This is a genomic window from Streptomyces sp. NPDC002499, assembly GCF_053595415.1.
The window spans coordinates 506,053-519,323 of the sequence record NZ_JBSFXO010000004.1 but is presented as its reverse complement, the minus strand read 5'-3'; the positions used below and the strand labels follow the sequence as shown (position 1 = coordinate 519,323).

Genomic DNA, 13,271 nt, shown 5'->3' with positions numbered 1-13,271 from the left:
GTCCATGGTCTCGTCCGTGGGGGTCCGCACCCATGCGCAAGCTGTACGTCCTCCTCCTGGGCCTCCTGCTCGCCTGGCAGGCCGCGCCCGCGCACGCCGCCGACAACGGCAGCTGGTCCGTCTATCCCGTCTCCTCGGCCGTCGCCGCGCGGCCCTACTTCTATCTCTCCGCCGATCCCGGGCAGACCATCGACGACAAGGTGGTCGTCGCCAACAAGACGGGGAAGCCGCTGACCTTCCGGCTGTACGCGGCCGACGCCTACAACACCGCCCGCGACGGCGGGTTCGCGGTGCGCACGGTCGACGAGAAGCAGCGGGGCGTGGGGGCCTGGGCGAAGCCCGCGAAGACCCGGGTCACCGTGCCGGCCCACAAGACGGTCACCGTCCCCTTCACGCTGACGGTGCCCGAGGGTGCCGAACCGGGCGACCACCCGGGCGCGTTGGTCGCGCTGGACGAGCGGATCGACAAGGGCGACGGATCACTGGCCCTGGGTGTGCAACGCGCCGTCGCCGCCCGGGTGTACCTCCGGGTGGGTGGGCCGACCCTCCCCGCGCTCGCCGTCGAGAACGTCCGCGTCACCCACCACCAGCCACTGGTACCGGGGTTGGGGGACAGCGACGCGACGATCTCCTACACCCTCCGCAACACTGGCAACGTCACCCTCGATCCGAAGGTGACGCTCAAGGCGCAGGGCCTCTTCGGCCGTACGCTCCTGTCCCGCGGTCTGACCCGGATCCCCGCCGAACTGCTGCCAGGGCAGAGCGTGAAGCTCAGCGAGCCGTGGAAGGGCGCACCCCAACTCGACTGGGGGGACGTCACGTTGACCGCGAGCGCACCGGGTACGCGGCAGTCGGGGAGCGCCTCGTTCTTCGCGCTGCCCTGGCTCGCGGCGGCGCTGCTGCTGGCCGTGGGGTTCGTGGGCGGAGTACTGGCGGTCAGAGCGCGTCGGGACCGCGCTCACCCGTCCGCACGCGTACGACCGTCTCGACCGGCATCGCCCACACCTTCCCGTCCCCGATCTTCCCCGTCCGCGCGGCTTTGACGACCGCCTCCAGAACGGACTCCGCGTCGGCGTCCTCGACGACCACCTCGATCCGGACCTTCGGTACGAGGTCGACCTGGTACTCGGCGCCCCGGTAGACCTCGGTGTGGCCGCGCTGACGGCCGTACCCGCTGGCCTCGGTCACGGTCAGACCGTGCACGCCGAGCTCCCGCAGGGCGGTCTTCACCTCGTCGAGGCGGTGCGGCTTCACGATCGCGGTGATGAGCTTCATGGCGCGCACCATACGGCCCGGGCCGGTCCGTCCCGGGCCCCGGGTGCACGCTTGTACGGCGTGGGCTCGTGGATCAGGGAGAATGGGCGCCATGAGCGTTCGCACCCAGTCATCCGAGCAGCCGGCCGAGTCCGCCCACCGCGCCGGCTTCGCCTGCTTCGTGGGCCGCCCCAACGCGGGCAAGTCCACCCTTACGAACGCTCTGGTCGGCCAGAAGGTCGCGATCACCGCGAACCAGCCGCAGACCACGCGGCACACGGTACGCGGGATCGTGCACCGGCCCGACGCCCAGCTGATCCTGGTCGACACCCCGGGGCTGCACAAGCCGCGCACGCTGCTGGGCCAGCGGCTCAACGACGTCGTGCGCACCACCTGGGCCGAGGTCGACGTGATCGGCTTCTGCCTGCCGGCGAACGAGAAGCTCGGCCCCGGTGACCGCTTCATCGCGAAGGAACTGGCGGGGATCAAGAAGACCCCGAAGGTCGCCATCGTCACGAAGACGGACCTCGTCGACTCCAAGACCCTCGCCGAGCAGCTCATCGCCATCGACCAGCTCGGCAAGGAGCTCGGCTTCGAGTGGGCGGAGATCGTGCCGGTCTCGGCGGTCGCGGACCAGCAGGTCGACCTGCTCGCCGACCTCCTCGTCCCCCTCCTCCCGGAGGGCCCGGCCCTCTACCCCGAGGGCGACCTCACCGACGAGCCCGAGCAGGTCATGATCGCGGAGCTGATCCGCGAGGCCGCGCTGGAGGGCGTCCGCGACGAGCTGCCGCACTCCATCGCCGTCGTCGTCGAGGAGATGCTCCCCCGCGAGGACCGCCCCGCCGACAAGCCCCTCCTCGACATCCACGCCTTCGTCTACATCGAGCGCCCCAGCCAGAAGGGCATCATCATCGGCCCGAAGGGCGCCCGCCTGAAGCAGGTGGGCATCAAGTCCCGCAAGCAGATCGAGGCGTTGTTGGGCACGCCGGTCTTCCTGGACCTGCACGTAAAGGTGGCGAAGGACTGGCAACGCGACCCTCGCCAGCTGCGCAAGCTGGGCTTCTAAGCTTCCTCGCCCCCGCCGTCCCCGCCGGCCGTGGGTGACAGATGTCATGCGCGGTGGTGACAACTCCACGTGAGAGCAGGTGACTTGGCACTCCCGGCCGATGGTGCCCCGACGGCAGAGTGAGTGCACGAGGAGCCCTGGCCGTGAGCAGCCGGGGCACCACGGACGAGGAACCACCGGAATCCAGGATCGGGGGCAATACAGATGATGCGTACAGGACTGGCCATCGGCGTCACGGTCGGCGCACTGGTCTTCAGCGGCCTGATGGTCGCGACCGGTTCGGCAACCGCCGCTGATCGGCACGGCACAACCGAACTCGCCGGTCACCACGAGAATGTCGAACCGAGCGGTCACTTCGAACCCGACGGTCACTTCGAGGGGAGCAGCCTTCCCGCAGGGAGCAGCGGCCATGTCGACAGAGGTTGACCGGTCCGGTGCGACGGACGCTCGCGGCCCTCGCCGCGGGGTCGGTTCTCGCCGGCGTCACGCTGACCGGTTGCGGGCTGTCCGACCCGGGCCCCGCGCCGCCGAGCCCGTCCCGTGGACTCACCCGCGCCGAGGAACTGCGGATCTCCGACGCTGAGCAGCGACTGGTCAAGCGCTGCATGAACCGGCTGGGGTTCGCCTACTGGGAGTGGCATCCGCTGACCCTGGAGGAGAGCCGCCCTGTCGGCTACGTCCAGGACGACATCGCCTGGGCGCGCGAGCACGGATACGGCAGCGCCATCGACGCGAAGGCCACCTGGGCGAGACTGCACAATCCCAATGGCTCGTTCCGTCGTTCACTCTCGGGCAAGCGGGCTCAGGCGTACGACGCGGCCCTGGACGGCGGACCGGACACTCCGGTCCTCTCGGCCGAGGTCCCTGGCGGCGGCACCATCCGCCGCCGGGCGGGTGGCTGCGCGAGGGAGGCCGAAGAACGGCTCTACGGAGACATCGAGACCTGGTTCCGCGCGGACAAGGTCGCCGACAACCTCCGCCTCCTCTACGTGCCCGACATGATGCGTGACCAGCTCTTTCAGAAGGCGCTGCGGCGCTGGTCCGCCTGCATGCGCGGGTCGGGCCGCCACTACGACGACCCGGGCGAAGCCCAGGAGACGGCCCGGGAAACGACTCGGGACCTGACCGGCGCGGCTTTCGCGAAGGCGTTCAAGGCCGAGAAGGACATCGCGGTGGCGGATGCGAGCTGCGCCCGCGAGACCTCGCTCAAGTCCGTCGGCCGGGCTCGTGAGGCCCACTACATCGGGCAGTTGAGCAAGCGGTACAGGGACGAGCTGGTCACCCACCGACGCCTTCAATGGCAGGCGCTGGCCCGCGCCGAGAAACTCGTCGGGCCCCGCCCCTGACCTCCGCGGTGACGTGCCGCGGAACAGCACGCCTCGAACGAGGCGAACAACCAGGAGGAAGCATGCGCAAGTTACCCATGTTCGTCGCGACCCTCGGCCTGGTGGCCGTCGGCCTGACGGTGCCGGTGACGACGGCCCAGGCGGGGGAGAAATCCGTACAGGTGGGCGGCTGCGACGACGACTGGCCGGGCCGGACCGGAAAGGTCTACGCATGGGCCGATGTGAACTGCGAGGGCACGCTCCTCGGCGAGGCCCTGGGCGACGACTCGAACTGGGCTGACGGCAGCGGAGCCTTCACCGGCAGCGACAACGACCGAGCGTCCTCGGTGATGAACGCCGGAGTCAGCGGCCCCGGGGTCGAGGACGTGGTCGCGTTCTACCTCAACTCCGGCTACCGGGACAACGACGGCTACGGATGCCTCGCCGCCGGCGAGGCCTACGCGGACAGGCTGACCGACGACTACTACTACCGGCCGGGCGTCGGTCGGACCAACATCACCATCAACGACAGCATCTCGTCCCACCAGTGGGTGTACTCAAGCGGTTGTGCGGCGGCCAGCTGGATCAGCTGACCGAGGCGACACGTGACATCGGGCTCAGCTGCTGCTCGGCGTCATGTCCTGAAGGCCGACCACCCTCAGCAGTCGTAGGCGTTCGTACGACTCCGTTCCCGGGCGGGCCGTGTGGATGACGAGGCGGTGGTGGTCGGAGGCCAGGAGGATCTCGCAGTCGAGTTCCAGGAGGCCCACCAGCGGGTGTTGGAAGCGTTTGGTCGTGGACCGGCGTACCGCCACCTCGTGTTCGTCCCAGAGGGTGGCGAACTCCTCGCTGGACGCCCGTAGTTCGGCTACCAGCGCGGCCGGTTCCGGGTCGTCGGGGCGGGCCGCGGCGACCGCGCGGAGGTCGGCCACGTGGGCGCGGGCGTGGTCGGGGCGGTCCTCCGGAGGGAAGAACGTGCCGCCGTCCGCGTACAGGAAGAAGCGGCGCAGCATGTTGCGCTCCCGGGGCGGACGGGCGAGCGCGTCTCCCGACAGCGCCTTCGACATCGCGTTCTGCGCGAGCAGCTCACCGCAGTCCGTCACCACCATCGCGGGGGTGTCGTGCAGGCGGTCCAGGACCAGGAGGAGGCCCGGGCGGACGTGCGTCGACGGGCTGTCGCGGCGCGGAGGCTCCTCGCCCGCCAGGTGGAACAGGTGGTCGCGTTCGTCGTCCGTCAGGCGCAGGCCGCGTGCCAGGGCCGTCAGCATCTGGCGGGACGGGTGCGGGCCCCGGGACTGTTCCAGGCGGGTGTAGTAGTCCACCGACATGCCCGCCAGCTGCGCCACCTCCTCGCGGCGCAGCCCCGGCGTACGGCGGCGCGGGCCGGCCGTGAGGCCCACGTCCGACGGGTCCAGCCGGGCCCGGCCGCGGCGCAGGAAGTCGGCGAGTTCGGTTCGGTCCACCCCTCCAGCGTGCGGCATGCGGTCCGGCTTATCCAGGGACCGCCGATCCCCCGATCAGCAGGTCTCTCCCGGTCCCGGCCCCGGCGCCGGAGGGTGGTCGGTGACGAGAGGAGCACATCATGCTGACGTTGGTGACAGGCACGACCGGTCAGGTGGGCCGGCGGTTGGTCCCGAGGCTGCTGGACCAGGGCCGGCCGGGGGAGGTGGTACGGGTCCTCGTGCGGGACGCGGCCAGGGGCGAGCGGTTCGCCGAGCTGGGCGCCGAGGTCGTGGTCGGCGACCTGCGCGACGAGGAAGCGCTCGGCAAGGCGGTGGCCGGGGCGGACGCGGTACTGAACGTCGCCGCCTCCTTCCGCGGGGTGCCGGACGAGGAGGCCTGGGCCGTCAACCGGGACGCGGCGGTCGCCCTGGGACGTGCCGCGCTGGCCTCCGGAGTCGAGCGGTTCGTGCAGGTCAGTACGGGGATGGTGTACGGCGTCGGGCGGGGCCGCCCGCTCGTCGAGGAGGACGAGAGCCGGCCCGGCGGCCAGATGTGGGGCGCCTACAACGAGTCGAAGGTGGCGGCGGAGCGGGAACTGCTCGCCCTGGAGGGCATGGACGTGCGCGTCGGCCGACTCCCCTTCGTCTACGGCGAGGGGGACCCGCACCTGGCCAACGCCCTGATGTGGGCCGGGAACTGGGCGCCCGCCCAGCGACTGCAGATGGGTCATCACGCGGACGTCGCCCAGGGCCTGCTGCGGCTGCTGTACGCGCCGGGAGTCGCCGGGCGGATCTACAACATCGCCGACGACGCTCCCGTCACGACGGTCGAGCTGTACCAGCTCAACGGCGTCGACGTACCCGCTGGACTACAGGACAACCCGGACCCCGACCCGTGGTTCGGCATCATGTCCACCCAGCGGATCCGCCGGGATCTGGGCTACCGGCCCATCTATCCGAGCGTCTGGTCCGCCAGGGACGCCGGAGCCCTCTGAAACCGTCGTACCCCGTCGGGGCCCTCAGTCCACGCCCCTGATCCGCCGCACCAGTACCGCCCCCGCCAGCCCGACCACCGCCGCCACCAGGTACAGCATCCGGTAGCCGCCCAGGTACGTCACGATCGGCGCGGCGAGGGCGGGGGCCGCGACCTGGGGCAGGGCGTTCGCCACGTTGATCACGCCGAGGTCCTTGCCCCGGTCCCCGGCCTTCGGCAGGACGTCCGTCATCAGGGCGAAGTCGACCGAGGTGAAGACGCCGAAGCCGATGCCGAGGACCGCCGCCGCGACGATCGCGCCGGGCCAGGTCTGCCAGACCGCGAGCCCGGCCGTCGCCACCGCCATCAGGATCCCGGACCAGATCACGAACGGCTTGCGCCGGCCCAGCCGGTCCGACCACACCCCGCCGACGACGACCGTGGCGAGCAGCGTCAGCCCGTTCACCGCGGTCAGGATCAGCACGCCCTGGTCGGGGTCGTCGTAGTGCAGGCGGTCGCGCAGGTAGTACAGGAGGTAGAGCAGCACCAGCGCGTTGCTGAGGTTGATCAGGAACCGGGTCAGCCACGCCCAGCCCAGATCCGGATACCGGCGCGGGCTCAGCCAGAAGCCCGCGAGGAACGACCGCCACGACCACGGCGGCCGGTCCGACACCGGCAGCCGCAGATCCGGGTACTTCAGGACGTACGGCAGCACGCCCACGACCGTGAACACCGCGCAGGCCGCGTACCCGGCCCCGATGCCCCCGACCACCGTCGCAAGGCCCGTCCCGCCGACCACGCCGAGGATCTGCGCGGCCCCCAACCACCCGCCCACCGACCCGCGTTGGAGCCGGGGCACCCGGTCCGGCACCGCCGCCGTGACCGCCGCGAAGGCCGCGTTCAGGGTCAGCTGGACCAGGCACCAGCCCAGCGCCATCGTCCACACCCCGCCCGCCCCCGCGAGCAGCAGCAGGGACAGCGCGCCGCCCGCCGCCCCGGCCACGATCCACGGCGTACGGCGGCCCCAGCGGCCCGTCGTCCGGTCCGACAGGGCGCCGAAGAACGGGTTGGCGGCGAGCGAGACCAGCGCGCCCGCGCCGGTCACCCAGGCCAGCATCGCCTCCTTGGACATGCCGGAGCCCGGCGCGAAGTCCTTCGCCTGCGAGGCCAGCAGGATCTGCAGCGGGCCGTACCAGCCCACCCAGATCGCCCCGTTGGCGAGCGAGAGGGACACCGTCCAGCCACGCCCGACCCGTTCGACGGGCTCGGCGAGCGCGGCCGGGGAGCCTTGGGAGTCCTGCGAGCGGGAGTTCTGGGAGTCCTCCAAGGGTGCCGTCATCTCTGCGCCTTCTGCGCCCGGAGCAGGTCCTGGAACCACGTGTACGAGGCCTTCGGCGTGCGCACCTGCGTCTCGTAGTCGACGTGCACCAGACCGAAGCGGCGCTGATAGCCCTCCGCCCACTCGAAGTTGTCGAGCAGCGACCAGGCGAAGTAGCCGCGCACGTCCACGCCGGCCGCCACCGCGTCGTGCAGGGCCCGGACATGGCCGTCCAGGTAGGCGATCCGGTCCTGGTCGTCGATGCCCTCGTAGGAGCAGCCGTTCTCGGTGATGACGACCGGCGGGAGGCGGTCGCCGTAGCGCTCACGGAAGCCGGTGAGGAGTTCCGTCAGGCCCCCGGGGACCACGGGCCAGCCGAAGTCGGTCCGCGGGACACCCTCGATCTCCCTTACGGAGAAGGGGAGTTCGGCGGGCATGGTGAGTCCGCCGAACTCGATCTCCGCGCCCTGCGGGGCGCCCACCCGGGTCGGCGCGTAGTAGTTGATGCCGTACCAGTCGAGGGGTTCCGCGATCACCTTCAGGTCCGACTCGACGTCGCCGGGCATCAGGTCGCCGATGCCGTCCGGGTACTGGCCGAGCAGGAGCGGGTCGGAGAAGAGGCGGTTGAGCAGGAGGTCGTAGAACTCCGCCGCCTCCACGTCGGCCGCCTCCTCCGAGGCCGGCCAGGTCGGGCCGTGCGAGTTGGCGATGCCGATGTCGTCCGCACCGGCCGCGCGCAGGGCGCGTACCGCCAGGCCGTGCGCGAGGAGTTGGTGGTGGGCGACCGGGAGCGCGTCGAAGAGCAGCTTCTTTCCCGGCGCGTGGGCGCCCAACGCGTGGCCCAGCAGGGTGTGTTCGGCGGGTTCGTTGAGGGTGATCCACTTCTTCACCCGGTCACCGAGCCGCTCCGCGACGACCGACACGTACTCCGCGAAGTGCGCGGCGGTGTCCCGCTCCAGCCAGTCCCGGGTGACCGGCAGGTCCCAGTGGAAGAGGGTGGGGACCGGGCGTACGCCGGCCGCGCACAGCTCGTCCACGAGACGGTCGTAGAAGTCCAGGCCGCCCGGCGAGTTCACCCTCGGCCAGGAGATGGAGAAGCGGTACGCGTCCACGCCCAGGCCGGCCAGCAGGGCCACGTCCTCGCGGTAGCGGTGGTAGTGGTCGCAGGCCACCGCCGCGGTCGAGCCGTCCTTGATGTGCCCCGGTCCGGCCGTGAAGACATCCCACACCGACGGTTCGCGCTCGTCCACGGCCCCCTCGATCTGGTGCGCCGAAGTCGACACACCCCACAGGAAACCGTCGGGGAACCGAGGGATCGGATGCGCCGCTGCACGCGGATCAGTCGCCATGGGCGGGATCATCCTTACCCCTCGGTAGGGAAGTCAACGCCCCCGCGTGAACTGCCGGTTACGCCCCTCCCCGGGGCCCTCCCTAGGCCCCTTCCTTCAACACCCTGGAGATCAGCTCGCGTTGCTCGTGGGTGAGCCGGGGATCGGCCGCGTACACCGTCTTCCCGTCCACGGTGATCTCGTAGCTGAAGCCGTCCGGCACCCCCAGCGGCCGGCTGCCCCGGCCGCCGGACAGCGCCTGTTGAGCCAGGGCCTGCCATTCGAGGGCATCGGGCCGCCCCGAGGTGTCCACCTCCGCGTGCCGCTCGATGCCCGCGAACCCGCCCGTGCGCCGTACCTGAATACGCATGGGCCCTGTCTAGTACGGACTCACGAAATCCGCACCCCGACCTGCTCCCACGCCTTCGACACGGCCTGGAGCTCCTCGCCCCCGTCGCCGTAACGCTCGCGCGCGGCCTTCGCCGTCAGCCTGGCGAAGTCGGCGAACAGGGCGCTGCTGGTGAGCTCGCCGCCGGTCAGGACGTCGTACCAGACCTGGCCCGCCTTCTCCCAGGCGTTGCCGCCGAGCGCGTTCGCCACCAGGTAGAACGCGTGGTTGGGGATACCGGAGTTGATGTGCACGCCGCCGTTGTCACGCCCGGTGCGGACGTAGTCGTCCATGGTCGCGGGCTGCGGGTCCTTGCCGAGTACGTCGTCGTCGTACGCGCTGCCCGGTTCCTTCATGGAGCGCAGTGCCTTGCCGGTGACGCTCGGGGCGAGCAGGCCCGCGCCGATCAGCCAGTCGGCCTCGGCGGCGGTCTGGCCCAGCGTGTACTGCTTGATGAGCGAGCCGAAGACGTCGGACATCGACTCGTTCAGGGCGCCGGGCTGGCCGTAGTACGTGAGGTTGGCCGTGTACTGGGTGACGCCGTGGGTCAGTTCGTGGCCGATGACGTCGATCGGGATGGTGAAGTCGACGAAGATCTCGCCGTCGCCGTCGCCGAACACCATCTGCTCGCCGTTCCAGAAGGCGTTGTTGTAGCGCTCGTCGAAGTGGACGGTCGCGTCCAGCGGGAGGCCTTCGGCGTCGATCGAGTGGCGTCCGTAGGCCTTGAGGTAGAGCTCGAAGGTGGCGCCGAGGCCGGCGTATGCGCGGTTGACCGTGGCGTCCTGGCCCGGGTCGGCGCCCTCGGCGCGGACTTTGGTGCCGGGGAGGTCGGTGCGGTGTTCGGCGTCGTAGATGGTGCGGAGTGGCTGGTCCGACGCGGCCGTTTCCTGGGGCGTCGGGGCCAGGGAGAACTCGGTGGTGACCCTTCGCCTGCCGCGGAGTTCGCTGTCGCGGATCAAGGTTTGTTGGGCTGGGCCGGAGAGGTTGGGATCGTCGTTCCTGGCCAGGTGGTCGAGGATGTGTGGCGGAACGACGGTGCAGAAGACGGGCTTAAAGCCCCCGTTTGTCGTCATGCTCGGCACCTTGGCACCGCGTTATGCCGGTGTCACTAGCTGCAACCATGATTGGTGAAATATCAGGATGCTCCCGCCGTGGATGGTTGCGCTGTGTTAGGCAGTGCGGCCCGGTGGGGGCTGGTCGCGCAGTTCCCCGCGCCCCTAAAAACACCGCAGTCCCGCATATTGATACAGGGGCGCCTGTTCATGAGAGCTCCGCTAGCATGCTCTGCATCATGCGTTTCGGGCTGCTCCTTCTTAGCTGCCGCGGCGAGGGCCTGTAAGACAGGTCGACTCCCTCCCCGCGGAGCTTGGCGTTGCGTCGTCGGCCGTCCTTCCGGACATCCTGAGGAGCTCCCCGATCATGGTGAATCGCCAGCAGCCCAGCCGTATGCCGATCCACAAGTACGGCCAGTACGAGCAGGTCGACATTCCGGACCGCACGTGGCCCGGCAAGCGCATCACCGCCGCCCCCCGCTGGCTCTCCACCGACCTGCGTGACGGCAACCAGGCCCTGATCGACCCGATGTCGCCCGAGCGCAAGCGCCGGATGTTCGACCAGCTGGTGTCGATGGGCTACAAGGAGATCGAGGTCGGGTTCCCGGCCTCCGGTCAGACCGACTTCGACTTCGTGCGCTCGATCATCGAGGAAGAGGGCGCGATTCCGGACGACGTGACGATCTCCGTGCTGACCCAGGCGCGTGAGGATCTGATCGAGCGGACCGTGGAGTCGCTGAAGGGTGCCAAGCGGGCGACCGTGCATCTGTACAACGCGACCGCGCCCGTCTTCCGGCGTGTGGTCTTCCGTGGGTCCAAGGACGACATCAAGCAGATCGCCGTCGACGGGACGCGGCTGGTGATGGAGTACGCCGAGAAACTGCTGGGCCCCGAGACCGAGTTCGGGTACCAGTACTCGCCGGAGATCTTCACCGACACCGAGCTGGACTTCGCGCTGGAGGTCTGCGAGGCGGTGATGGACGTCTACCAGCCGGGTCCGGGTCGCGAGATCATCCTCAACCTGCCTGCCACGGTGGAGCGTTCGACGCCGTCCACGCACGCGGACCGCTTCGAGTGGATGGGCCGCAACCTGTCCCGCCGCGAGCACGTCTGCATCTCCATCCACCCGCACAACGACCGCGGTACGGCGGTGGCGGCGGCCGAGCTGGCGCTGATGGCCGGCGCCGACCGCGTCGAGGGCTGTCTGTTCGGCCAGGGCGAGCGCACCGGCAACGTCGACCTGGTCACCCTGGGCATGAACCTGTTCTCGCAGGGCGTCGACCCGCAGATCGACTTCTCCGACATCGACGAGATCCGTCGTACGTGGGAGTACTGCAACCAGATGGAGGTCCACCCGCGCCACCCGTACGTGGGCGACCTGGTCTACACGTCCTTCTCCGGCTCCCACCAGGACGCCATCAAGAAGGGCTTCGACGCCATGGAGGCCGACGCGGCCGCGAAGGGCGTCACGGTCGACGACATCGAGTGGGCCGTGCCCTATCTGCCGATCGACCCGAAGGACGTGGGGCGCTCCTACGAGGCCGTCATCCGGGTCAACTCGCAGTCCGGCAAGGGCGGGATCGCGTACGTCCTGAAGAACGACCACAAGCTGGACCTGCCGCGCCGGATGCAGATCGAGTTCTCGAAGCTCATCCAGGCCAAGACGGACGCCGAGGGCGGCGAGGTCACCGGCGGTGCCATCTGGGCGGTGTTCCAGGACGAGTACCTGCCGAACCCGGAGAACCCCTGGGGCCGCATCCAGGTCCGCACCGGCCAGTCGACGACGGACACGGACGGGGTGGACACGCTCACCGTCGAGGCGACCGTCGACGGCGAGGACACCGTCCTGACCGGTAGCGGCAACGGTCCGATCTCGGCCTTCTTCGACGCCCTCCAGTCCGTCGGCGTCGACGTACGCCTGCTGGACTACCAGGAGCACACGCTGGCCGAGGGCGCCTCCGCCCAGGCCGCCTCCTACATCGAGTGCGCGATCGGCGACAAGGTTCTGTGGGGAATCGGGATCGACGCGAACACGACGCGTGCGTCACTGAAGGCCGTCGTGTCCGCCGTCAACCGCGCGACCCGATAGTCACTCTGACCGGCGGTTTCGGGGCCTTGATCGTCGTATACGGCGATCAAGGCCCCGCTTTTTTCGGCCACCCGGACGTGGAGGTCACGGAAAGGTCTCTTCCGGGGTGATGACTACGCCTCATCTATGTGGCTAACATCACGCAGGTGCGGCGATGTTGCCGCGGCATTACGGAGGTGCGACGTGCTGCCAGTACGGGGACGAGACGGCCGTGCTTCCCGGCTTGCCCGGATCCTGGGCACGCGCACCGCGTGGACACCCGTCGGCGACGGGGAGTTCTTCTGCCCCGGCTGCGGGGGCGACCGCAACTACCAGCGGCTGACCGGCCGCCGCCGCTTCATCCTGCTGGGTGTGCCGGTGCTGCCGCGCGGTGAGACCGGGCCGGTCGTGGAGTGCGGCGCCTGCCGCCGCCACTTCGGCACGGACGCCCTCGATCACCCGACCACCACCCGTTTCTCCGCGATGCTCCGCGACGCCGTGCACACCGTCGCCCTGGCGGTCCTCGCCGCGAGCGGCAGCTGCTCCCGTACGGCCCTGGAGGCCGCCGCCGGGACGGTCCGCGCGGCCGGCTTCGACGACTGCACGCAGGAGCAGCTGAACGCGCTCGTGGAGGCGCTGGCCGCCGACACCGGCCGGGTCTACGGCCAGCCGTGCGGTGCCGGACTCGCCATAGAGCTGCACGAGGCCCTCGACCCGCTCGCCCCGCACCTCGCTCCGGTGGGCCGCGAATCGATCCTGCTGCAGGGTGCCCGCATCGCCCTCGCGGACGGTCCCTACACCCCGGCCGAGCGCGAGGTCCTCACGACGGTGGGCGGGGCCCTGACGATCTGCGCGGACGATGTGACCCGGCTCCTGGAGTCGGCGCGCACGCCGTCCTGACGCATTCCGGGGGAGTGGGAGACACCCGTCCGGGCGAACCGCCCGACGCCGTTCGTACGGTCGTCGAGGGCGTCGCCCCGCCGTTCCCAGGGCGGACCGTGGGGATTCCGCAGGCATCGACGCGGGTGTAGTCGCGCGAGCGCGCGCAGGTCGAGAT

General features: G+C 70.2%; 14 protein-coding genes. 8 read left to right on the top strand and 6 right to left on the bottom strand.

Features of this window, described 5'->3' with window-relative positions; genetic code table 11:
- Positions 1–32: 32 nt before the first annotated feature.
- Complete coding sequence (locus ACWD5F_RS13370; RefSeq protein WP_451253904.1) at positions 33–1,043, top strand: WxL protein peptidoglycan domain-containing protein; 1,011 nt, start codon at positions 33–35, stop codon at positions 1,041–1,043.
- Here ACWD5F_RS13370 and ACWD5F_RS13365 read toward each other — a convergent pair.
- Positions 937–1,275, bottom strand: coding sequence for a P-II family nitrogen regulator (locus ACWD5F_RS13365; protein ID WP_451253902.1), 339 nt, complete (start codon positions 1,273–1,275; stop codon positions 937–939). The two genes, ACWD5F_RS13370 and ACWD5F_RS13365, sit on opposite strands and share 107 nt — an antisense overlap.
- A gap of 82 nt (positions 1,276–1,357) precedes the next feature.
- On the opposite strand from ACWD5F_RS13365, the gene era reads away from it, so the two are divergent.
- The 4 genes from era to ACWD5F_RS13345 all read left to right on the top strand — a co-directional run bounded on the left by era (position 1,358) and on the right by ACWD5F_RS13345 (position 4,238).
- Positions 1,358–2,320, top strand: coding sequence for a GTPase Era (era, locus tag ACWD5F_RS13360; protein ID WP_401720827.1), 963 nt, complete (start codon positions 1,358–1,360; stop codon positions 2,318–2,320).
- Positions 2,321–2,527: 207 nt separating this feature from the next.
- Positions 2,528–2,746, top strand: a complete 219-nt coding sequence (locus ACWD5F_RS13355) for a hypothetical protein (protein WP_451253900.1) — start codon at positions 2,528–2,530, stop codon at positions 2,744–2,746.
- Positions 2,747–2,754: 8 nt separating this feature from the next.
- Complete coding sequence (locus ACWD5F_RS13350; protein WP_451253898.1) at positions 2,755–3,666, top strand: LptM family lipoprotein; 912 nt, start codon at positions 2,755–2,757, stop codon at positions 3,664–3,666.
- A 62-nt stretch (positions 3,667–3,728) separates the two neighbouring features.
- Complete coding sequence (locus ACWD5F_RS13345) at positions 3,729–4,238, top strand: hypothetical protein (protein ID WP_451253896.1); 510 nt, start codon at positions 3,729–3,731, stop codon at positions 4,236–4,238.
- A 24-nt stretch (positions 4,239–4,262) separates the two neighbouring features.
- Here the strand turns inward: ACWD5F_RS13345 and ACWD5F_RS13340 are convergent, their stop codons facing one another.
- Complete coding sequence (locus tag ACWD5F_RS13340; protein ID WP_451253894.1) at positions 4,263–5,108, bottom strand: helix-turn-helix transcriptional regulator; 846 nt, start codon at positions 5,106–5,108, stop codon at positions 4,263–4,265.
- A gap of 119 nt (positions 5,109–5,227) precedes the next feature.
- On the opposite strand from ACWD5F_RS13340, the gene ACWD5F_RS13335 reads away from it, so the two are divergent.
- Positions 5,228–6,082: an NAD-dependent epimerase/dehydratase family protein gene (locus ACWD5F_RS13335; RefSeq protein ID WP_451253892.1), complete on the top strand. Its 855-nt coding sequence runs from the start codon at positions 5,228–5,230 to the stop codon at positions 6,080–6,082.
- 24 nt (positions 6,083–6,106) lie between these two features.
- On the opposite strand, the gene ACWD5F_RS13330 is transcribed toward ACWD5F_RS13335, so the two are convergent.
- The 4 genes from ACWD5F_RS13330 to ACWD5F_RS13315 all read right to left on the bottom strand — a co-directional run bounded on the left by ACWD5F_RS13330 (position 6,107) and on the right by ACWD5F_RS13315 (position 10,167).
- Positions 6,107–7,399 (bottom strand): MFS transporter, encoded by a 1,293-nt coding sequence (locus ACWD5F_RS13330; RefSeq protein WP_401720818.1) that lies wholly within the window; start codon positions 7,397–7,399, stop codon positions 6,107–6,109.
- Positions 7,396–8,727 (bottom strand): GH1 family beta-glucosidase, encoded by a 1,332-nt coding sequence (locus ACWD5F_RS13325; RefSeq protein ID WP_451253890.1) that lies wholly within the window; start codon positions 8,725–8,727, stop codon positions 7,396–7,398. The genes ACWD5F_RS13330 and ACWD5F_RS13325 overlap by 4 nt, the downstream gene beginning before the upstream one ends.
- Before the next feature lie 82 nt (positions 8,728–8,809).
- Positions 8,810–9,076: a protealysin inhibitor emfourin gene (locus ACWD5F_RS13320; RefSeq protein WP_451253888.1), complete on the bottom strand. Its 267-nt coding sequence runs from the start codon at positions 9,074–9,076 to the stop codon at positions 8,810–8,812.
- Positions 9,077–9,096: 20 nt separating this feature from the next.
- Positions 9,097–10,167, bottom strand: a complete 1,071-nt coding sequence (locus ACWD5F_RS13315; RefSeq protein WP_451253886.1) for a M4 family metallopeptidase — start codon at positions 10,165–10,167, stop codon at positions 9,097–9,099.
- A 346-nt stretch (positions 10,168–10,513) separates the two neighbouring features.
- On the opposite strand from ACWD5F_RS13315, the gene leuA reads away from it, so the two are divergent.
- Both leuA and ACWD5F_RS13305 read left to right on the top strand, forming a co-directional pair.
- Positions 10,514–12,235 carry a 2-isopropylmalate synthase gene (gene leuA, locus ACWD5F_RS13310; RefSeq protein ID WP_401720807.1) on the top strand — a complete coding sequence of 574 codons (1,722 nt, stop codon included), beginning with the start codon at positions 10,514–10,516 and terminating at the stop codon, positions 12,233–12,235.
- Positions 12,236–12,418: 183 nt separating this feature from the next.
- Entirely contained in the window at positions 12,419–13,114 is a 696-nt protein-coding gene (locus ACWD5F_RS13305; RefSeq protein WP_401720804.1) for a TerB family tellurite resistance protein, read from the top strand.
- Positions 13,115–13,271: the final 157 nt, after the last annotated feature.